Source organism: Amycolatopsis ultiminotia (genome assembly GCF_039536925.1).
Classification (GTDB): Bacteria; Actinomycetota; Actinomycetes; order Mycobacteriales; family Pseudonocardiaceae; genus Amycolatopsis; species Amycolatopsis ultiminotia.
The window spans coordinates 26,893-48,371 of the sequence record NZ_BAAAZN010000015.1 but is presented as its reverse complement, the minus strand read 5'-3'; the positions used below and the strand labels follow the sequence as shown (position 1 = coordinate 48,371).

The 21,479-nt window shown below is 71.6% G+C and carries 15 protein-coding genes, 1 pseudogene and 1 riboswitch; of the genes and pseudogenes, 14 read left to right on the top strand and 2 right to left on the bottom strand.

Going from position 1 to position 21,479, the window contains the following annotated elements; genetic code table 11:
- The first annotated feature begins 164 nt into the window (after nucleotides 1-164).
- The 7 genes from ftsZ (at nucleotide 165) to ABD793_RS29455 (ending at nucleotide 5,788) form a co-directional block, all read left to right on the top strand.
- Entirely contained in the window at nucleotides 165-1,481 is a 1,317-nt protein-coding gene (gene ftsZ / locus ABD793_RS29485) for a cell division protein FtsZ (RefSeq protein ID WP_344865849.1), read from the top strand.
- Between the two features lie 25 nt (nucleotides 1,482-1,506).
- A complete protein-coding gene (gene pgeF, locus ABD793_RS29480) occupies nucleotides 1,507-2,217 on the top strand; it encodes a peptidoglycan editing factor PgeF (protein ID WP_344865847.1) in 711 nt (236 codons plus the stop codon).
- Between the two features lie 133 nt (nucleotides 2,218-2,350).
- Nucleotides 2,351-3,082, top strand: a complete 732-nt coding sequence (locus tag ABD793_RS29475; RefSeq protein WP_344865845.1) for a YggS family pyridoxal phosphate-dependent enzyme — start codon at nucleotides 2,351-2,353, stop codon at nucleotides 3,080-3,082.
- 74 nt (nucleotides 3,083-3,156) lie between these two features.
- Nucleotides 3,157-3,741, top strand: coding sequence for a cell division protein SepF (locus ABD793_RS29470; protein ID WP_344865844.1), 585 nt, complete (start codon nucleotides 3,157-3,159; stop codon nucleotides 3,739-3,741).
- 115 nt (nucleotides 3,742-3,856) lie between these two features.
- Entirely contained in the window at nucleotides 3,857-4,132 is a 276-nt protein-coding gene (locus ABD793_RS29465) for a YggT family protein (RefSeq protein ID WP_344866166.1), read from the top strand.
- 52 nt (nucleotides 4,133-4,184) lie between these two features.
- Nucleotides 4,185-5,036 carry a DivIVA-like cell division protein Wag31 gene (gene wag31 / locus ABD793_RS29460; RefSeq protein ID WP_344865842.1) on the top strand — a complete coding sequence of 284 codons (852 nt, stop codon included), beginning with the start codon at nucleotides 4,185-4,187 and terminating at the stop codon, nucleotides 5,034-5,036.
- Between the two features lie 152 nt (nucleotides 5,037-5,188).
- Complete coding sequence (locus tag ABD793_RS29455; protein WP_344865840.1) at nucleotides 5,189-5,788, top strand: cytochrome c-type biogenesis protein; 600 nt, start codon at nucleotides 5,189-5,191, stop codon at nucleotides 5,786-5,788.
- A gap of 51 nt (nucleotides 5,789-5,839) precedes the next feature.
- On the opposite strand, the gene ABD793_RS29450 is transcribed toward ABD793_RS29455, so the two are convergent.
- Nucleotides 5,840-6,583, bottom strand: a complete 744-nt coding sequence (locus ABD793_RS29450; protein WP_344866164.1) for an ArsR/SmtB family transcription factor — start codon at nucleotides 6,581-6,583, stop codon at nucleotides 5,840-5,842.
- 519 nt (nucleotides 6,584-7,102) lie between these two features.
- Here ABD793_RS29450 and ileS point away from each other — a divergent pair.
- From ileS to ABD793_RS29425, 5 genes are all read left to right on the top strand, one after another.
- Nucleotides 7,103-10,273, top strand: a complete 3,171-nt coding sequence (ileS, locus tag ABD793_RS29445) for an isoleucine--tRNA ligase (protein WP_344865838.1) — start codon at nucleotides 7,103-7,105, stop codon at nucleotides 10,271-10,273.
- Nucleotides 10,274-10,547: 274 nt separating this feature from the next.
- Nucleotides 10,548-12,026 (top strand): potassium/proton antiporter, encoded by a 1,479-nt coding sequence (locus ABD793_RS29440; RefSeq protein ID WP_344865836.1) that lies wholly within the window; start codon nucleotides 10,548-10,550, stop codon nucleotides 12,024-12,026.
- Nucleotides 12,027-12,122: 96 nt separating this feature from the next.
- Nucleotides 12,123-12,237, top strand: a riboswitch (SAM riboswitch).
- A 38-nt stretch (nucleotides 12,238-12,275) separates the two neighbouring features.
- On the top strand, nucleotides 12,276-13,607 hold the full coding sequence (locus tag ABD793_RS29435; RefSeq protein WP_344865834.1) for an aminotransferase class V-fold PLP-dependent enzyme: 1,332 nt from the start codon (nucleotides 12,276-12,278) through the stop codon (nucleotides 13,605-13,607).
- Nucleotides 13,608-13,974: 367 nt separating this feature from the next.
- A complete protein-coding gene (gene lspA, locus ABD793_RS29430) occupies nucleotides 13,975-14,493 on the top strand; it encodes a signal peptidase II (RefSeq protein ID WP_344866162.1) in 519 nt (172 codons plus the stop codon).
- Nucleotides 14,490-15,419, top strand: coding sequence for an RluA family pseudouridine synthase (locus tag ABD793_RS29425; protein ID WP_344865832.1), 930 nt, complete (start codon nucleotides 14,490-14,492; stop codon nucleotides 15,417-15,419). The genes lspA and ABD793_RS29425 overlap by 4 nt, the downstream gene beginning before the upstream one ends.
- On the opposite strand, the pseudogene ABD793_RS29420 reads toward ABD793_RS29425, so the two are convergent.
- A pseudogene (locus ABD793_RS29420) lies at nucleotides 15,416-16,192 on the bottom strand (AsnC family protein); the annotation flags it as partial. The gene ABD793_RS29425 and the pseudogene ABD793_RS29420 overlap by 4 nt on opposite strands.
- A gap of 761 nt (nucleotides 16,193-16,953) precedes the next feature.
- On the opposite strand from ABD793_RS29420, the gene ABD793_RS29415 reads away from it, so the two are divergent.
- Together ABD793_RS29415 and ABD793_RS29410 are read left to right on the top strand one after the other, a co-directional pair.
- Nucleotides 16,954-20,277: a DUF885 domain-containing protein gene (locus tag ABD793_RS29415; RefSeq protein WP_344865830.1), complete on the top strand. Its 3,324-nt coding sequence runs from the start codon at nucleotides 16,954-16,956 to the stop codon at nucleotides 20,275-20,277.
- Nucleotides 20,278-20,432: 155 nt separating this feature from the next.
- Nucleotides 20,433-21,473, top strand: coding sequence for an LLM class F420-dependent oxidoreductase (locus ABD793_RS29410; protein ID WP_344865828.1), 1,041 nt, complete (start codon nucleotides 20,433-20,435; stop codon nucleotides 21,471-21,473).
- Nucleotides 21,474-21,479: the final 6 nt, after the last annotated feature.

The following is a 21,479-nucleotide window of genomic DNA, read 5'->3' as shown; positions in this document are numbered from 1 at the left end:
ACACCTTTGCCGCGCACGGCGTGCCTACTGGATTAGCGCTTGCCCGGTGCCTACCGTCCTGCCTTGACGCCGGTGGTTGACATAACTCTCACTCTCGAGTCGAGGGTGAGGGTTTCGGCCCCGGTGGGCGGCACGTGCACATCACGATCAGGAAGGCGGACCCGATGACGCCCCCGCACAACTACCTTGCGGTGATCAAGGTCGTCGGCATCGGCGGCGGCGGCGTGAACGCCGTGAACCGGATGATCGAGGTCGGCCTCAAGGGTGTCGAGTTCATCGCGGTGAACACCGATGCCCAGGCACTGCTCATGTCCGATGCCGACGTCAAGCTCGACATCGGCCGGGAACTGACCCGCGGCCTCGGTGCCGGCGCCGCCCCCGAAGTGGGGCAGCGCGCCGCCGAGGACCACCGCGAAGAGATCGAAGAGGTCATCAAGGGCGCCGACATGGTGTTCGTGACCGCGGGCGAGGGCGGTGGCACCGGCACCGGTGGCGCGCCCGTGGTCGCGCAGATCGCCCGCAAACTGGGCGCGCTGACCATCGGCGTGGTGACCCGCCCGTTCACCTTCGAGGGCAAGCGCCGCGGCAAGCAGGCCGAGGACGGCATCCAGCAGCTGCGCAACGAATGCGACACGCTGATCGTGATCCCGAACGACCGGCTGCTGCAGCTCGGCGACATCGGCGTGTCCCTGATGGACGCGTTCCGCTCGGCCGACGAGGTGTTGCTCTCCGGTGTGCAGGGCATCACCGATCTGATCACCACGCCCGGTCTGATCAACCTCGACTTCGCCGACGTGAAGAGCGTGATGTCCGGTGCAGGCTCGGCACTGATGGGCATCGGTTCCGCCCGCGGTGAGGGCAGGGCGATCCAGGCCGCGGAGAAGGCGATCAACTCGCCGCTGCTGGAGGCGTCGATGGACGGGGCGCACGGCGCGCTGCTGTCCATCGCGGGCGGTTCCGATCTCGGGCTGTTCGAGATCAACGAGGCCGCGTCGCTGGTGCAGGAGTCCGCGCACCCGGAGGCGAACATCATCTTCGGCACGATCATCGACGATTCGCTCGGCGACGAGGTCCGGGTCACCGTGATCGCGGCCGGGTTCGACTCCGGCGCACCCACGCACAAGAAGCTCGACCCGCCGGCGTTCGGCTCACGGCAGAACGGCGGCGGCACCGCCTCGGCCGCGGCAGGCCAGGTCGGCAACGGTCCGGCACCGGCCCAGCCCGCCGCCCCGCCCGCCGGGGCCACACCGGTGCCGCCCTCGGGTGGTTCCGGCTATCCGGTGCCGCCGCGGCCGCCGTTGCCGCAGCCGGGTGCGGGCAACACCCCGCCCGGCGGTCTGCCGCAGCCCGGTGGCGGTTCGCGCGGCTACTCGCCGCTCGGCTCCGGTCCGTCCTCCGGCGGGCTGCCCAGCCGTCCGGCGACCGTGCACGACGACCCGAACGACGACGAGGTCGACGTTCCGCCGTTCATGCGCCGCTGATTCCCGCCACTGGCAGGATGGCGGAGTGCGAGTACGACGAGTCGTCACGACCAGGGCGGGCGGGGCTTCCCGGCCGCCGTACGACACCTTCAACCTCGGCGACCACGTCGGCGACGACGCGGGGAACGTGTACGCCAACCGCAAGCGGCTCGCCGCGGAACTCGGGCTGACCGAGGACCGGCTGGCCTGGATGGAACAGGTGCACGGCCGGACCGCGACGGTCGTGGACGGGACCGAGCCGGCTGCCGCCGAGGCGACCGACGCGCTCGTCACCGACCGGCCGGGCCTCGCACTCGTGGTGCTGGTCGCGGACTGCGTGCCGGTGCTGCTGGCCGATCCGGAGGCAGGCGTCGCGGCCGCGGTGCACGCCGGCCGGGTGGGCGCACGGGTCGGCGTGGTCCCCGCCGCGCTCACCGCGATGCGCGACCTGGGTGCCGAACCGGCCAGGGTCGAGGCTCTGCTCGGCCCGGCCATCTGCGGCGAATGCTACGAGGTGCCCGAGGCGATGGCCGCCGACGTCGAACGGCATCTGCCCGGCAGCGCCGCGCGCACCCGCACCGGCACGACCGGTCTCGACCTGCGGGCCGGGCTGTGGCGGCAGCTCGCGGACCTCGGGGTCGGCCGCATCGGCGCGGATCCCCGCTGCACGGCCGAGGACAAGACCCTGTTCAGCTACCGCCGCGACGGCACCACCGGCCGGATCGCCGGGATCACCTGGCTCGAGGAGACGGCGTGAGCGCGCCGCCCCGGCAGCCCGGCCACGACCGGGCGTCCCGCGCGAGGCACGGCGGCGGGTACGCACTGCCGGCACGGGTGCGGATTTCCCGTTCGCCGCGGGCCTGCGGGCGCCGCGTGTGCGGGGGTGCCCGGTGAACGACGTCCGCCGGGCGGAGCTGGCCGCGTCGCTGGCCGCTGTGCGGGACCGGATCGACGCGGCCTGCGCGGCGGCGGGACGGGCCCGTGCCGAGGTGCGGCTGATCGGCGTGACCAAGACGTTCCCCGCCGCCGATGCGGCGCTGCTCACCGACCTCGGGCTGCTCGATCTCGCCGAGAACCGCGACCAGGAGGCGGGCCCGAAGTCCGCCGAGGTGGCCGCGCTGCGGCCGGTGGCCGCACCGCGCTGGCACATGGTCGGCCGGTTGCAGCGCAACAAGGCGCGTTCGGTGCTCCGCTGGGCCACCGAGGTGCAGTCGGTCGATTCGCCGCGGCTGGCCGACGCGCTCGCCCGCGCGGTCAGCGCCGCCAGGGACGAGGGGGAACGCACCGGACCGCTCGACGTGCTGATCCAGGTGAGCCTCGACGACGATCCGGCCCGCGGCGGCACGCCGATCGCCGAGGTCCCCGCACTGGGCGCGCACATCACCCACACGGGGGAGCTGCGACTCCGGGGCGTGATGGCCGTCGCGCCGCTGGGCGAGGAGCCCGCCCGCGCCTTCGAGCGGCTGGCCCGAGCTGCGGAGAGGGTCCGCGCGGACCATCCGGACGCAGTGGAAGTCTCCGCGGGCATGAGCCATGATCTGGAACCGGCGATCACCTACGGCTCCACCTGTGTGCGTGTCGGAACCGCGTTGCTCGGCGGGCGCGGTTTAGCCTCGCCGTAAGGGAGTCCGCCAGCTGGTCACGGAACGCGACCGGCCGGGTTTGGTGCGGGAGCGGCGAGGGCAAAGGGAGAGGCATGAGCGCGCTGCAGAAGCTGAAGGCCTACTTCGGGATGGTGCCCGCGGACGAGGACGACTACGACCTCGAAGAAGACGAGTACCGCCGCGACTACGCCGAGGACTACGACGACTACGAAGAGCCACCGGCGCGCGCCAGGGGACGATACCGCGACGCAGGCGACACGTATGACGAGCCGGCTCCCCGGCTTCGGTCACGGTCGGTGACCGCAGCGGAGCCGTCGACGCACGGCGCGCTCGCCGTGGACCGCCAGCCCGATCCGGTGGCCCGGCTGCGGCCGGTCGCCGAGCCCGTGCGCGATCCGCTCAGCCGGATCACCACGCTGCACCCGACGAGCTACGTCGAGGCGCGGGCGATCGGCGAGCACTACCGCGAGGGCATCCCGGTGATCATCAACCTCACCGAGATGGAGAACTCGGACGCCAAGCGGCTCGTCGACTTCTCCGCCGGGCTCGCGTTCGCACTGCGCGGGTCGATGGACAAGGTCACCAACAAGGTGTTCCTTCTCTCACCGCCGGACGTGGACGTGACCGCGGAGGACCGCCGGCGGATCGCCGAGGGCGGATTGTTTTTGCGCGGGTGAAGCACACCGGACCGCTGGGCGCAGCCAGACGTGATTTTGTCGACTCATCGCCGCGCCACGGTGCTGGTTGCGCACTTCGCCGCCGTCCCCCGCTAGAGTGGGCGCCGTGAATGCTGTGTGGCTGGTGGTCTGGTACGTGCTGTTTGCGTTCTGGCTGTTGCTGACCGCGCGTATCGTGATCGAACTCGTGCGCACCTTCGCGCGGGAGTGGCATCCCGCCGGAGGGGTTGCGGTCACGCTCGAGACCATCTACACAGTGACCGATCCGCCGGTGCGCTTGTTCCGGCGGATCATTCCCGTCGTCCGCATTGGCGGGATGGGACTGGACTTGTCGATTATGGTGCTGCTGTTGGTTGTGTTCTTCGGGATGCAACTGGCGACACCCAGGTGAACGGGGACACCAGGGTGGATCCTGCAGGCCATGGAGTGCGTGAGGTGATCTGATGTCGTTGACCCCCGCTGACGTGCATAACGTCGCGTTCAGCAAGCCGCCCATCGGCAAGAGGGGCTACAACGAGGACGAGGTGGACGCGTTCCTCGACCTGGTGGAGACCGAGCTTGCCCGGTTGATCGAGGACAACAACGAGCTGCGCCAGCAGATGGAGCAGCTCGACACGGAACTCGAATCGACCCGATCCGAGCTGGAGAGCGCCAAGGTGGCCGGCCCGCCCCCGGTGCGCGAGGAGCCCTCGCGCCGGCTGGCCCCGGTTCCGCCGCCTGTTTCGGCGGTGGAGCAGACCCAGGCGCACGCCGCGGCAGGTGCGGACAGCAGCGAGCCGAACGTCCAGGCCGCGAAGGTCCTCGGACTGGCGCAGGAGATGGCCGACCGGCTCACCGCCGAGGCCAAGACCGAGTCCGACGGCATGCTGGCGGAGGCCCGGACCAAGTCCGAGCAGCTGCTCTCCGACGCACGGGCGAAGTCCGACTCGATGGTCAACGAGGCCCGTACACGTGCCGAGACCATGCTGAACGACGCGCGCACCCGTGCGGAGACGCTGGAGCGCCAGGCGCGCGACAAGGCGACCACTGTGGAACGCGAGTCGCAGCGCAAGTACACCGAGACGATGAACAGCCTGAACGCCGAGAAGGGCGCTCTGGGCAAGAAGATCGAAGAGCTGCGCACGATCGAGCGCGAGTACCGCACCCGGCTGCGCGGGTTCCTGGAATCGCAGCTGCGGGAGCTCGACGACCGCGGCTCCGCGGCACCGGCCACGGCGTCGTCCGGCTCGAACCAGTCCTCGTCCACGAACAGTGGCCAGGGCTACTCGTTCGGCCCGCGGGCCGAAGCCGGCTGAGTCACCTGTGTCGGTCCGCCCCGCCGGGTCCTTCGTGGACCGGCGGGGCTCCGGCATGCGCGGGGCCGTCTCGGCCACGCTCGGGAGCCATTGCGGTACCGCGCGTGGGCGGGTCGTGCACCGGAACCGGGGCCGTCGTGCTGTAATTCAGCGTGCTCTACATCGTCCTCGTTCTGGTGGTGGCGGCGCTCGCGCTGCTCGTCACGGCCCTCATCACGGCTCACTCGCTGTGGGCCTGGATCTCGATCGGCCTGTCCGTGCTCGCCGGCGTGCTGCTCCTCGTCGACTGGCTGCGGCGCCGCAAGCGCCGGGCTTCCCCCGCGGAGGAAGCGGACCCGGAAGACGACGAGAAACCGGACGGCACCGACCACGGTGAGTCCGCCGATGCCGCCCACGACGAATCCGCCGGGCAGACCGAACTGCTGCCCGCCACCGGTGAGCTGGGCACCGTGGACGATCCGGCCGCGCAGCCGGAACCCGCGCCGGCCGAGGGCGCGGAGGCCGACGCGAAAGCCGTCCGCGACACGCCTCCCGGCGTGGAGGAGACGAGCGAGGAAGACCTCGAAGTGGTCAAGGGACTCGACGACGAGGTCGTGGTCGTCGACGAATATCCGCGTTACCACCTCGTCGACTGCGGCTGGCTCTCCGGCCGCGACACCATCACGATCGCCGTGGGCGAGGCCCGCCAGCTCGGCTTCAGCCCGTGTGCCCGCTGTGGCCCGGACGCGGTACTGGCCGCGGCCCACCACTGACCCCTGCTGCCGCCGCGCCCGCCGGGCACCAGCGCCGGTCCGGAACTGCGGTCAGCCGCCGATGCCGAGGACGCTCTGCAGTCCCGAACGGCCTTCGTCGGTCAGGTGGACCGCCCGGTGTCCCGTGGTGCGGCGGCGGAGCCAGCCTGCGCTCAGGAAGCGGTCGGTGAGGGCTGCCCCGAGAGCACCGGCCAGGTGGTGCCGCTGTTCACTCCAGTCGAGGCAGAAGCGCAGCAGCGGGCGGCGGCTCGCCCTCGCCGCGGCCAGATCCACGCCCAGCGCGGTGAACACCTCGGGCGCGCGTGGTCCCAGGTCGTAGGGATGGTCTTTCAACGGCGCGGAAATCCGGTCCCCAGCACGACGCCGGGTGGTCGGCTCGCCATCCACGGTGACCAACGCGCGATGCTCCAGCAGCGCCGCGGTGACCGCCACTCCCAGCCGTCCGGCCAGGTGGTCGTAACAGGTGCGGGCACTGCGCAACGCCTCCGCGCGGGTGCCTTCCTTCAACGAACTCACCGGCCGGGCCGGTGCGTGCCGCGCGAGGGTTTCCAGCAGTTCCGGCGCCCCGCCCGCCAGCCGGTAGAAGCGGTGCCGCCCGGACTTCTCGGCGGTCACCAGTCCGGCGTCGCGCAGCTTCGCCAGATGTGCACTCACCCCCTGCGCGGACAGCCCGGCCTCCCCGGCGAGCACCGAAGCGGCGAGCGACCGGCCGTCGTCCAGCGCGAGCAGCACCCGCACCCGCGCCGGGTCGGCGAACAGCGCCGCGATCCGCGCGATGTCGGCGTCTCCTTCCAGCACACCCCCAGCATGCCCGGTGGACACTTCCACCGCGACGGAAATGTCCACCGGGCCGGTCCGATGCTGCCGCTCGGCTTGCTGCGTTCGCCTCGGACGGCCATCGCGAACGGGGTGTCCGCGGCGACGGACTTCGTCGGCCTCGGCTCGGTCCTGGTGCTGATGCCGTACCTGCAAGGCGTTCCCGGTGCGACACCGATCGCCGCTCGGCATCCTCCCGCTGGCCTTGCTCGGCGCGACGCCGGGGCTAGCGCACACCCGTTCCGGGCGGCGGGCTAACCTGATGGCAGCACGGCGTCGATCCGGCCATCACCGGGGAGCCTCCGGAAGAACAGGGCGAGCTGCCCCCAGTAGACCCGGACGGGTGCGGCCCGTCATCGCCGCCGAACGAGAGGCCCTGGCGTTCCGCCGGGGCAAGCGGGGTGGTACCGCGTGACGTGCGAGCGTCTCGTCCCCGTGGGGGTGACCGGCGCAGCGCCGGTCGCCCGTACGCGAGCGACGAACGCAAGGAGCACCCGGATGTACCCCCAGGTTTCGTGGGACGGGCAGACTTCGGTCCCGGCCCAGCCGTCGTTTCCCGCGCTGGAGAGCCGCGTCCTCGAGTACTGGGAGACCGACCGGACGTTCCAGGCCTCGATCGACGCGCGTCCCGCGGGCGAGCACGGCGACAACGAGTACGTCTTCTACGACGGCCCGCCGTTCGCCAACGGCCTGCCGCACTACGGGCACCTGCTCACCGGCTACGTCAAGGACGTCGTCCCGCGTTACCAGACGATGCGCGGCCGCCGCGTCGAACGCCGGTTCGGCTGGGACACCCACGGCCTTCCCGCCGAACTGGAGGCGATGCGCCAGCTCGGCATCACGGAGAAGGCCGAGATCGAGGCGATGGGCGTCGCCAGGTTCAACGAGGCGTCCCGGGAATCGGTGCTGCGCTACACCGACGAATGGCAGGACTACGTCACCCGCCAGGCGCGCTGGGTGGACTTCGAAAACGACTACAAGACGCTCGACGTGTCCTATATGGAATCGGTCATCTGGGCGTTCAAACAGTTGTGGGACAAGGGCCTGGTCTACGAGGGCTACCGCGTGCTGCCCTACTGCTGGCGGGACGAGACCCCGCTGTCCAACCACGAGCTGCGGATGGACGACGACGTCTACCGCACCCGCCAGGACCCGGCCGTGACGGTCGGATACCGCCTGGCGGGCAACGGGAACGACCTCGACGGCACGTATCTGCTGATCTGGACCACCACGCCGTGGACGCTCCCGTCGAACCTCGCCACCGCGGTGCACCCCGAGGTGCGCTACGTCGTGGTGGAGAGCGAGAACTTCCCCGGCAAGCGGTTCCTGCTCGCCGAGGCCCGGGTGGCCGCGTACGCACGCGAGCTGGGGGAGGAGCCTGCCGTCGTAGCCCGCTACCTCGGCGAGGAGCTGCTCGGAAACCGTTACGCCCCACCGTTTCCGTATTTCGTCGGCACGGAGAACGCGCACCGGATCCTGTCCGCGGACTACGTCACCACCGAGGACGGCACCGGCGTGGTGCACATCGCGCCTGCCTACGGTGAAGAGGACAAGGTGGTCACCGACGCGGCCGGCATCACCGCCGTCACCCCGGTGAACGCGCAGGGCCGGTTCGACGGGACCGTACCGGACTACGAGGGCCAGCTGGTCTTCGACGCGAATCCGAACATCATCCGCGACCTCAAGAACGGCACCGGATCCGCGGCCGGACAGGGCGCGCTGCTGCTGCGGCACGAGACCTACGAACACCCGTACCCGCACTGCTGGCGCTGCCGCAATCCGCTGATCTACCGCGCGGTGTCGTCGTGGTTCGTCGCGGTCACCCAGTTCAAGGACCGGATGGTCGAGCTGAACCAGCAGATCACCTGGTACCCGGAGAACGTCAAGGACGGTCAGTTCGGCAGGTGGCTGGAGAACGCGCGGGACTGGTCGATCTCCCGCAACCGGTACTGGGGCTCGCCGATCCCGGTCTGGCGCTCCGACGATCCGGCCTACCCGCGGATCGACGTGTACGGCTCGCTCGACGAGCTGGAGCGGGACTTCGGCGTCCGGCTGGACAACCTGCACCGGCCCTACATCGACGAGCTGACCCGGCCGAACCCGGACGACCCGACCGGCCGCTCGGTGATGCGCCGTGTCGAGGACGTGCTCGACGTGTGGTTCGACTCCGGCTCGATGCCGTATGCCCAGGTGCACTACCCGTTCGAGAACGCCGAGTGGTTCGAGCACCACTACCCGAGCGATTTCATCGTCGAGTACATCGGCCAGACCCGCGGCTGGTTCTACCTGCTGCACGTGCTGGCCACCGCGCTGTTCGACCGGCCGGCGTTCCGGACCTGCATCTCACACGGCATCGTGCTCGGCTCGGACGGGCAGAAGATGTCGAAGTCGCTGCGGAACTACCCGGACGTCAACGAGGTCTTCGAACGCGACGGTTCGGACGCCATGCGCTGGTACCTGATGGCGAGCCCGATCCTGCGCGGCGGCAACCTCGTGGTGACCGACCGGGGGATCCGGGATGCGGTGCGCCAGGCCGTGCTGCCGCTGTGGAACTCGTACTACTTCCTGGCTCTGTACGCGAACGCCGAAGGCAAGCAGGGCACCTGGCGCACGGATTCGCAGCACCTGCTGGACCGCTACGTGCTGGCGAAGACCCACGAGCTGGTCACCGACATCGAGTCCGCGCTGGACCATTACGACATCGCCGGCGCGTGCCAGACCGTGCGGGACTTCCTCGAGGTGCTCACGAACTGGTACGTGCGCCGCTCCCGCGACCGGTTCTGGGCGGGCGAGCAGGACGCCATCGACACCCTGCACACCGTGCTCGAGGTGACCTGCCGGGTCGTCGCCCCGCTGCTGCCGCTGACCACCGAGACGGTGTGGCGCGGGCTGACCGGCGAGCGCTCGGTGCACCTGACCGACTGGCCGAACACGCTCGACCTGCCCGCGGACGCGGCGCTGGTCACCGCGATGGACCGGGTGCGCCAGGTGGCGTCGTCGGCGCTGGCGCTGCGCAAGGCGAACAAGCTGCGGGTCCGGCTGCCGCTGGCGAAGCTGCTGGTGGCGGCAGAGGACGTGGCGGCGCTGGGCGAATTCACCGACATCCTGCGGGACGAGGTGAACGTGAAGGCCGTGGAGCTGACCACCGAGGTCGCCGCGCACGGCAGGTTCGAGGTCGCGGTCAACGCGCGCGCCGCCGGTCCCCGGCTGGGCAAGGTCGTCCAGCAGGTGATCAAGGCGGTCAAGGCAGGTGAGTGGACCACGAATGCCGCGGGCGCTGTCGTCGCCGCGGGCGTCGAACTGCAGGACGGCGAGTACGAACGGCGGCTGGTCGCTTCGGGCGGCGGTGCCGCGGCCGAACTGCCCGGCAGCAGTGGTCTGGTGCTGCTCGACACCGAGGTCACCGCAGACCTCGCCGACGAAGGCGTGGCCCGTGATCTGGTCCGCGTGGTGCAGCAGGCCCGCCGGGACGCCGCTCTCGACGTGGCGGACCGGATCGCGCTCGTACTCGACGCCCCGGAGGACACCGTCGTCGCGGCGCGCAAGCACGAGCAGTTCGTCGCCGCCGAGACGCTGGCCACCGCGGTGTCCTACGGCGAGGTGCCCGAGGGCTTCGAGGGCACCGTCGGCGAGGGCGTGAAGGTCCGCGTGGCGGTCGCGAAGGCCTGACCCGGTGCCGTCGACGCCCGGCCGGGCGTGGGCCGGCCGGGCGTGGGCCGGACGCGCCGGGTCCGGGCGCCGCGGCGAGCGCGCCGGGACGCCGTCCGGGCGCTCGGGCCCCGCGCCGTCCGCAGGCCACCCCGGTCGCGGAGTTCCCCGCGGGAACGCCCTGGCCGCGGACTGTCCGGATAGGACGGAGCGGGCCGGGGAGGGTGCACCTGCTCGGGCGCGGTGACCACCTCACTATCCTGAGTGCTGCGGATCGCGGGAGGGGGAGGCGGACATGGACCAACTTCCCGTGCTCCTCGGCATCGGCGGGGTGGTGCTGCTCTCGTCCGTGCTCGCAGTCCGGGTGTCCATGCGGCTCGGGTTCCCGTCCCTGCTGCTGTACCTCGGGATCGGCGTACTGCTCGGCGAAGCCGGCTTCGGCATCCACTTCGACAACCCCGCGCTCACCCAGTCGCTCGGTCTCGCCGCACTGGTGCTGATCCTCACCGAGGGCGGGCTCACCACCCGCTGGCAGTCGGTGAAAGCCTCGATGGGCCCCGGAATCCTGCTGTCCACTGTGGCGGTGGTGGTCAGCATCGCGGTGACCGGTGCGGCCCTGCACTGGCTGCTGGGCCTCGACTGGCGGCTCGCGCTGTTGTGGGGCGCGGTACTCGCCTCCACCGACGCCGCGGCGGTGTTTTCCGTGCTGCGTGCGGCAGGTGTCGGCCGCCGGCTGAGCGGCACGCTCGAACTGGAATCCGGGATCAACGACGCGCCCGCCTACATCGCGGTGGTGGTACTCGCGTCCGGGGAAGCCATCGACTGGTCGCTGCCGCTGGTGGTGATTTACGAACTGGCAGCCGGATTGGTCCTCGGTCTGGCCTTCGGCTGGCTGGGCACGCAGGCACTGCGGCGGGCCGCGCTGCCCGCCACCGGTCTGTACCCGCTCGCCACGGTGGCGGTCTGCGTGCTCGCCTATTCCTCGGGCCAGCTCGCGCACGCCTCCGGGCTGCTGGCCACTTACGTCGCCGGGCTGGTGCTCGGCAACTCGAAGCTGCCGCACCGCGCGGACACGCGATCGTTCGCCGAAGGGCTGGGCTGGCTCGCCCAGATCGGCCTGTTCGTGCTGCTCGGGCTGTTCGCGTCGCCGTACCGGCTGCTCGAGGCGCTGGTGCCGGGCCTGGTCGCGGCCGCGGTGGTGCTGCTGCTCGCCCGGCCGCTGTCGGTGCTGCTGTCCCTGCTGCCGTTCCGGATCCGCTGGCGGGACCAGGTTTTCCTGTCCTGGGCCGGACTGCGTGGTGCGGTGCCGATCGTGCTCGCGATGATCCCGCTGTCGGAGGGGGTGCCGGGCGCGCAGCGGCTGGTGGACGCGGTGTTCGTGCTCGTCATCGTGCTCACCCTGCTGCAGGGCTCGACGTTGGGCCGGCTCGCGCGGCTGCTGCGGCTGGACGGGTCGACCGAGGCGCAGGAGATCGAGGTCGACGCGGCGCCGCTGGACGAGCTCGGCGCCGAGCTGCTGCAGGTGCGGATCCAGAAGGGCTCGAAGCTGCACGGCGTGTACCTTTCCGAGCTGCGGCTGCCCCCGGGAGCGGCGGTGAGCCTGGTGGTCCGGGACGGATCCGGGTTCACGCCGCAGAAGACGAGCAGGCTGCAGGAAAACGATCACCTGCTCGTGGTCACCACGCAGCTCGTGCGCGAAGCCGTGGAGCAGCGCATCCGGGCCGTGGACCGGGCCGGGCGGCTTGCTCGCTGGCGCGGGGAATCCGGCCGCTGACCAAGGTGTCCACTATGGACACACGGGGTGACGGCCGTCTCAGATCACGGGACGGGACTGGTCTCGTGCGGCGGTGGTCGGTTATGGTCTTGCTCAGGTCATGAGTGCCAGCGCGAAGCCCCGGCTTGCTGGCCGGCAACCCTCCTACCGCGGTGGGGTGCCCCGGGTGAGGACCAGGCCGGTCGCGCAGTGCGGCGGGCAAGCGCGGGCCCCTCGCCGGGGACCCCCGGATGCCGAGGAGGCAGCGTCATGACTCTCGCACTCGACCGGTCCACGGAAACCCCCGTCACCGCCGTGCCCACCGTGGCCGGCGCCGCACTGCGGGTGCCGCTGGTCACCGGCGGCGACATCGGGTACGCCAACCTCGACCACGCGGCCAGCGCGCCGTGTCTGGACGCGGTCCGCTCCGCGGTCGACGAATTCCTGCCCTGGTACGCCAGCGTGCACCGGGGTGCGGGTTTCGCTTCGCAGGTTTCCACCAAGCTCTACGAGCGCACCCGTGCGGTGCTGCGCCGCTTCGTGGACGCCCGCAGCACCGACACCGTGCTGTTCACCCGCAACACCACCGACTCGTTCAACCTGCTGGCAAAAGCGCTGCCACGCAAGACTTCCGTGCTCGTCTTCGACACCGAGCACCACGCCGCGCTGTTGCCCTGGCGGGGCCCGAACGTGCGCCGGCTGCAGTTGCCGCGCACCCGGCTGGCCGCGGTGTCCGTTGTGGACGAAGCACTCGCGGCGTGCCCGCAGGGACCGCGGCTGGTGGTGGTCACCGGAGCGTCCAATGTGACCGGTGAGCTGCTCCCGGTCGCCGAAATCGCCGCGGTGGCCCGGAAACACGGCGCCAGGGTGGCGCTGGACGGCGCACAACTCGCCCCGCACCGGCGGATCTCGCTGCGCGAACTCGACGTGGACTACGTGGCGCTGTCCGGACACAAGCTCTACGCGCCGTTCGGTGCGGGTGCGCTGATCGGCCGCGGTGACTGGCTGCGCGCCGCGGAGCCCTACCTCGCCGGCGGCGGCGCGACGAAGCTGGTCACCGAGGAGGCCGTGGTCTGGAACTCCGGACCGGAGCGGCACGAAGCCGGCTCGCCGAACACCGTCGGCGTCTACGCACTGGGCGTGGCCTGCGAACAGCTGGCCGCGAACTGGGATGCGGTCGGCGAGCACGAGACCGAGCTGCTCGACCGGCTTCGCAAGGGGCTGGCCGGTCTGCCCGGCTGTGCGGAACTGCGGCTGTTCGACGCCCCGGTCGACCGCGTCGGCACGGTCAGCTTCGTCGTCGACGGCTTCGACCCGGGTTGGCTCGCTGCGGTGCTGTCGGCCGAGTACGGCATCGGTGTGCGCGACGGCGCCTTCTGCGCGCACGTTGCCACGCGGCGGCTCATCCGGGAGACCGGCGGTGAGGGGCAGCAGGCGGTGCGCGTGAGCCTCGGACTGGGCAGCACCGCCGAGCACGTGGACCGCCTCGTGCTCGCGCTGCGGCAGATCATCGCCCGCGGCGCCCGCTGGGAGTACACGAAGACCGACGGCCGCTGGACGCCGGTCGGCGACCCGCGCGAGCTGCCGCCGTTCTGCGCCTGACGGCAGTGCCGGGACCGGCCCGAACGCGGACGTGGACAATGGGGGCGTGAGCACCGAGCCCTCGTCCGAATCCGACGTCTCCGAGCCGGCCGTGTCCGACCGCGCCGTGCCCGACTCCGCTGTGTCCGATCGCGCGGTGCCCGACTCCGCTGTGTCCGATCGCGCGGTGCCCGACTCCGCGGAAGCCGGTCTCGCCGGGGCCGATCGTGCGGAGTCCGGCGCTGCGGGGACCGGCCGCTCAATGCCTGATCCCGCAGTGTCCGGTGCCGTGGCGCCCGGCCGCGCGGCGGCCGGGTCCGGCCACGGCAGGCAGCCCGCGGACCCGGCCGGGCAGGCGGGCGCCGAGCCCGGGGAGCCCGCGCCGAAGCTGCCCAAGCGCCGGGTGGGCCTGGTGTTCGCGGTCGCGGTGGTGCTGTGGGTGATCGACCTGGTGTCGAAGAACCTCGTGGCGGCCAACCTTGAGGGCAAGGAGCCGCTGCGTGTCCTCGGCGGCCTGATCTACCTGCAGGTGATCCGCAACCCCGGCGCCGCGTTCTCCATGGCCACCGGCATGACCTGGGTGCTCGCGCTGGTCGCGGCGGCCGTGGTGGTGGCGATCGTATGGCTGTCGCGGCGGCTGCGCTCGGTCGGCTGGGCGATCGGGCTCGGCCTGGTGCTCGCGGGCGCGCTCGGCAACCTGACCGACCGCATCTTCCGTGCGCCGGGCCCGCTGCGCGGCCACGTCATCGACTTCATCTCCGCCTTCGCGCCCAACGGCGAGGGCTTCGCGATCTTCAACATCGCCGACTCCTCGATCTGTGTCGGCGGTGCGCTGATCGTGCTGCTGTCCCTGCTCGGCAAGGACTACGACGGCACTTCCACCCGCACCAAAAAGGAGAGTGCGTGAACGCGCGCATGCTGCCCGTTCCGGACGGGCTCGACGGGATGCGCGTGGACGCCGGGCTGGCCAAGCTGCTCGGCCTGTCGCGCACCGTGGTGGCGGATCTGGCCGCGGCAGGCGAGGTGCTGCTCGACGGCCATCCCGCCGGGAAGTCCGACCGGCTGTCCGCGGGCGGCCTGCTCGAGGTGACGCTGCCGGAACCGGAGCGGCCGGTGGAGGTCGTCGCCGAGCCGGTCGAGGGCATGCGGATCGTGCACGAGGACGACGACCTCGTCGTGGTGTCCAAGCCGATCGGGGTCGCGGTGCACCCGAGCCCCGGCTGGACCGGGCCGACCGTCGTCGGCGGGCTCGCCGCGGCCGGGCTGCGGATCTCCACCTCCGGCGCGGCCGAACGCCAAGGCGTGGTGCACCGGCTCGACGCGGGCACCACGGGCGTGATGGTGGTGGCCAAGAGCGAGCGCGCGTACACCGTGCTCAAGCGGGCGTTCAAGGAACGCACCGTGGACAAGGGCTACCACGCCGTGGTGCAGGGACATCCGGATCCGACACGCGGCACCATCGACGCACCGATCGACCGGCATCCGCGGCACGACTACAAGTTCGCCGTTGTCGCGGGCGGACGGCCGAGCGTCACGCACTACGAGGTCGTCGAGGCGTTCCGTGCGGCGTCGCTGGCGCACGTGAAGCTGGAAACCGGGCGTACCCACCAGATCCGGGTGCACTTCTCCGCACTGCGCCACCCGTGCGTCGGCGATCTGACCTACGGCGCGGATCCGGTGCTGGCCCGCAAGCTGGGACTCTCCCGGCAATGGCTGCACGCGCGGACCCTCGCCTTCGCCCACCCCGCCGACGGCAGGCGGGTCGAGTTCGAGGCCGAGTACCCGGACGATCTGGCGAATGCACTGCACATCCTGCGGGACGAGAACGCCTAGCCGGTCACCGTCCAGGTGAGGGTGCGGTCGTCGGGTTCCGGCCGGGGGCTCCAGCGCACCGCGACCACCTGGGTGGCTTCCGGCAGTACGTACACGGTGTGCCCGCCCAGCGTTTCGCCGGGCCGCACGCCGATCTTGTGCGGCGGACGGGAAGTCAGCGAGACCGGTGCCTTGGCCACCGCGGCACCGTCGTCGGTGATCAGCTCGAGGTAGTTGTCCGGCAGCGATGCGAACGGGATCGCGCCGCGGTTGGTGATCTCGGTGTGCACGACCACCGCCCGTTCACCGTCCTCCAGCCGGTAGCCCGCGGCGCCGAACAGGAAGTCGGCCGGATCCTGCACTTCCAGCAGCTGCAGGGTGAGCTGCTCGCCTTCCAGGCCCTGCGCGGCCAGCGTCTCGCCGATCCGCCCGCGCTGCCCTCCGGCAGGCGCCTGCGGGCGCGGCTCGTCACCACGCGCCCAGGACGCGGTCTGCGGCAACCCCCAGGTGCTCGCCACCGGATCGGACGCCACCGCGTACGGCCCGGAAGCGGCGCCGTACGGCCCCGATGGCGCGCCGTACGGGCCGGACGGTGCTCCGTGCGGTCCCGATGGCGTTCCGTACGACCCGGATGCGCTGCCCTGAACCCCGTACTGCCCGGACGGTGCGCCGTACGGTCCTGACGGCACGCCTTGCACCGGCCCGGACGGTCCGCCGTGGACCGGGCTCCCGGCGGGCGGAGGCGGGGGGACCATCGCACCGGGCGGCGCACTCCGGGCAGCCGGCGCGAACCCCTGCCCCGGCACGGGCTGCGGTCCCGGCCTCGACCCGGGCTGGGGCATCTGCCCGGGTTGTGGTGCCGCGCCCGGCATCTGCCCGGACTGCGGTCCCGGCGTCGCCCCGGCCGAGTACGCCGCCCCTGGCTGCGGTGCCGGACCCGGCAGCTGTCCGGATTGCTGTGCCGTGCCGGGGGCCGGTCCGTGCGGGGGTGCCGATCGCGGCAGCTGCCCGGACTGGAGCCCCGGCGTCGCTCCGGCCGGATACGCGGCTCCCGGCATCGGCCCGGCCGGCGGTCCCGACCCGGGCCCCGGCGCCGCTGCGGAGGCGGGCTGCTGCCAGGTCCCCGCTGCCCCCGCGATGGCCGCGCGCAGGCCGTTCGGATCGCTCTCCACCCCGACGAGCAGGGGCAGTCCGCTGCCGGACAGCGCGACCAGCCGGTAGGCCACCTCCCGGGGGTCCATCCCGACTTTCGCGGCGAGCTCGTGCACGGCCGTCTTGCCCAGCTCGGCCAAGGCGGCGAGCAGGCGGACATCGGCGGGATCGGACACGGCCACTCCGGCAACGCTACCGGCTCGCGGCTCGCCGGACGTGTTCCGCCCGCCCGGCGAGCCGGACTGCTGTTCGCCGCACGTGAACGGGACTCTCGTACCGGATCCGGGCGGGCCGCGCCGGGGCTGCATTAGGGTCGGCAGGGCACCGCCGCCCGCCGGACGCGGTGCCGATCGGGCCGCCGCTCCGGTCGCGCCACCGGAACCACCCCAGGAGCCCGCAGCCCATGACCGACGTCTCCGCCCTCGCCGACGAGTTCGTCGGCGAGCTGTTCGACTTCGAGCCCCTCTCCGCCGCGGTCACCGGTGTGCGGCCGGATGCGCCGGGGCTCGGTGATCCGGGCGCAGCTGCCGAGGCCGCGCACCGCGAGCGGCTCGTCGCGGTGCGGGAGCGGGCGGACGCGGCAGGCCCGGAGGGGCTCGGCGCGGCCGACCGGGTCACCCGAGAGGTGCTGATCAGTTCGATCGAAGGACGGCTGGACCAGCTCGACAGCCGATTCGCCGAGTTCACCGTGAGCGATTTCTTCGTCGCCCCGGCCGCGAGCCTGCTCACCGTGCTGCCGATGATCGCGGTCTCCCCGGGTGCGTCCGCGGAGGCGCACCTGGGCAGGCTCGCCGCGATCCCGGAGTACCTGCGGGCGTTCGCCCAGCGGCACCGCGACGGCATCGCGGCCGGTCGGCTGCCGATCGAGCGGCTGGTGCGGGGCGCGATCGCGCACCTGGACCGTTACCTGGCGGAGCCGGCGAGTGATCCGCTGCTGCGTCAGCCGCCGCCGGACGAGGAGTTCGCCGCGCGCCGTGCGCAGCTGCTGCGCGAGGTGGTGCACCCGGGGTTCCGCGAGTACCGCGATGTCCTCGAGGCCGAGGTACTGCCGCACGGGCGGCCGGACGACCGCGCGGGGGTGTCCTGGCTGCCCGGTGGTGACGAGATCTATGCCCGGTTGGTGCGCATGCACACCACCAGCGCACGCACTCCGCAAGAGCTGCACGAGACCGGGCTTGCGGTGATCGAGGGCCAGCTCGGGCAGTACCGGGAGCTCGGCGAGCGGGTGTTCGGCACCCGGGAGCTTCCGGAGATCTTCGACCGGCTGCGCACCGATCCGAAGCTGCGCTGGACGAGTGCCGAGGAGCTGCTGGACACCGCGCGTGCCGCCATCACGCGTGCCGCGGAGGAGGCGCCGAAGTGGTTCGGGCACATCCCGCAGCATCCGTGGACCGTCGAGGCGGTCCCGGAGGACGCTGCTCCCGGTGCGCCCCCGGCGTACTACCTGCGGCCCGCCGCGGACGGGTCCCGGCCGGGCACCTACTTCGCGAACACCCACCAGGCCACCGAGCGGTTCCGGCACACCGCGGAGGCCACCGCGTTCCACGAGGCGATTCCCGGGCACCACTTCCAGTTGAGCGCCGCACTGGACCTGACGGATCTGCCGCTGCTGCGCCGCGTCAACGATTTCACCGCGTATGCCGAGGGCTGGGGTCTGTACGCCGAGCGGCTGGCCGAGGAGATGGGCCTGTACTCCGGCGATGTCGCGCGGCTGGGCATGCTCACGTTGGAGTCGATGCGGGCGGGCCGTCTGGTGGTGGACACCGGTCTGCACGCGCTGGGCTGGAGCCGGCAGCAGGCGGTGGAGTACCTGGTCGAGCACACGCCGATGGCGCTCGTGGAGATCGAGGCCGAGGTCGACCGTTACCTCGGGTATCCGGGGCAGGCACTGGCCTACCTGGTGGGGCGGCTGGAGATCCAGCGCATCCGGACGGCCGCGCAGGCCCGGCTCGGCAGCCGGTTCGACATCCGGGGCTTCCACGACGCTGTGCTCTCCGGTGGGTCGCTGCCGCTGTCGGTGCTGGACACGGTCGTCGCGGAGTGGGTGGCCGGGCACGGCGACACCGTCAACGGGCTGGCCGACGAGCTGGTGGAACTCGATTTCGAGCGGAATCCGCTGGAACGCACGATCTACGGGGTGCCCGGCGACCACAGCAAGCTGCCGGATCCGAGCCTCGCCGCGGCACAGCGCCACCGCGGCGCCTACGACGCGCTAGCGCGGCGTGCCGAGGCGATCGATCCCGCCGGGCTGGACCGTTCGGAGGTCGTCACCCGGGAGGTGATCCTCGCGCATACCCGCGGGGTGATCGAGAGGATCGACTCGCGGCTGGCCGGGTTCGCGGTGAGCGACGGGTTCAGTTCGCCCGCGCTGAACCTGCTCATGGACCTGCCTCCGCTGGTGCCCGACGACGAGGACAAAGCCCGCGGCTACCTGAGCAGGCTGGCCGCGATCGGCGGCTACCTCGACGCCGTGATCGAGGCACAGCGGGCCGCCGCGGCCGAGGGCCTCGTACCGCCGGATTTCCTGGTGCGCATCGGGATCGGGTACGTGGAGCGGTACCTCGCCGCGGCCTCCGGTGATCCGTTCCTGGTCACCCCGAAGGTCGAGGTGGCAGGCTTCGCCGGGGAACGCGACCGGCTGCTGGCCGAGGTCGTCCGACCGGCCTACCGGCGCTACCGGGACTTCCTCGCCGAGGAGCTGCTGCCGGTCGCGAAACCCGGCACCGAGCCCGGGATCGGGCACCTGCCCGGCGGTGCGGAGCGGTACCAGGGCCTGATCCGCGCCGAGACGACCACCGAGCGCACCGCCGAGGAACTGCACGAAACCGGGCTCGCGGTGATCGAAGGCCAGCTCGGGGAATACCGGGAGCTCGGTGAGCGGGTGTTCGGCACGCGTGAGCTGCCGGAGATCTTCGAGCACCTGCGCAGCGACCCGGCACTGCGCTGGCGCGACGGCGAGGAGCTGCTCGACGCCGCCCGTGCTGCTGTCGAGCGGGCGGAATCCGTTGCTCCGCAATGGTTTTCGCGGACCCCGGCAGCTCGGTGCGTGGTGGCGCCGGTGCCCGAGGCGGACGCCGCGAGCGGTACCATCGCCTACTACCTGCCTGCCACGCTCGACGGTTCGCGCCCTGGCACGTACTACGCCAACACCCACGAGGCGAGTTCACGCCCGCGGTACACGAGTGAGGCGATCGCGTTCCACGAAGCCGTGCCGGGCCACCACTTCCAGCTGTCGTTCGCACAAGAACTGACCGATTTGCCGTTGCTGCGCCGAGTGGTGATGTTCACCGCGTATGCCGAGGGCTGGGGTCTGTACACCGAGCGGCTGGCCGACGAAATGGGGCTGTACTCCGGCGATGTCGCGCGGCTGGGCATGCTCACCATGGAGTCGATGCGGGCGGGCCGCCTGGTGGTGGACACCGGTCTGCACGCGCTGGGCTGGAGCCGGCAGCAGGCGGTGGAGTACCTGGTGGCGCACACGCCGATGGCGAGGCTGGAGATCGAGGCGGAGATCGACCGCTACGTGGCCAATCCGGGGCAGGCGCTCGGTTACCTGGTCGGGCGGCTGGAGATCCAGCGGGTACGGGCCGAGGCGGAGCGCGCGCTCGGCGATCGGTTCGATCTGCGTGGATTCCACGACGTGGTGCTCAGTCACGGCGGTCTGCCGTTGTCTGCTTTGGACACACTGGTCGGCGAGTGGATTGCCACGCGTGGCACGGGAACCTGATCCGGTGTGCGGCCTCGGGCCGGTGCTCCGGTACGCGCAGCGGGCCGGCGATCAGCGGTACCCGGGGTGTGACCTGCATCGCAGCATGTCGGCGACGGGCAGGCCATAATAAGCGTGCGCTCAGTCAGAGCGGACCGGTACGGAATGAGGGATCGATGAGGATCGGGACGGGCATCAGCTACTCGGGCGGGTTCGCCGAGAGCGTCGCGGACGTCGTCGAGCTGGAAAAGGCCGGGCTCGACATCGCGTTCGTGCCGGAGGCCTACAGCTTCGACGCGGTGAGCCAGCTCGGCTATCTGGCGGCGAAGACCGAACGGGTCCAGCTCGCCTCGGGCATCTTCCAGATCTACACCCGTACGCCGAGCCTCACCGCGATGACCGCGGCCGGACTGGACTTCGTGTCGAACGGGCGGTTCACGCTCGGCCTCGGTGCGTCCGGCCCGCAGGTGATCGAGGGATTCCACGGCGTGAAGTACGACGCGCCGCTGGCCCGCACCCGCGAGATCATCGAGATCTGCCGCCAGGTGTGGCGCCGGGAACGCGTCGTGCACGAGGGCAGGCACTACACCATCCCGCTGCCCGCCGACCAGGGCACCGGACTGGGCAAACCACTCAAGCTGATCAACCATCCGGTGCGCGAGCGGATCCCGGTCCTGCTGGCCGCGCTCGGCCCGAAGAACGTTGCGCTCACCGCGGAGCTGGCCGAGGGCTGGGAGCCGATCTTCTTCCACCCGGAACGGGCCGCCGACGTCTGGGGCGACGCGCTCGCCGAGGGCAGGGCCAAACGCGACCCGGCGCTGGGCGAACTGGACGTCTTCGCCGGTCCGGCGCTGGCCATCGGCGAGGACGTGGACCATCTGCTGGACCAGATGCGCCCGATGCTCGCGCTGTACATCGGCGGGATGGGCGCACGGGGCAAGAACTTCTACAACACCCTCGCGGTCCGCTACGGCTATGAAGCCGAGGCGAAGCAGATCCAGGACCTCTACCTCGACGGCAAGAAGGACGAGGCCGCCGCGGCCGTGCCGGAGGAGTTGCTGCGGGCGATTTCACTGGTCGGCCCTGCGAGCTTCGTGAAGGAGCGGGTGGCCGCGTTCGCCGAGGCCGGGGTGACCACCCTGGTGGTGAACCCGCTGCTGCCAGGGCGTGCGGACCGCGTCGCGGCCGTCTCGAAGCTGCGGGAGATCATCGGGTAGCCGGGT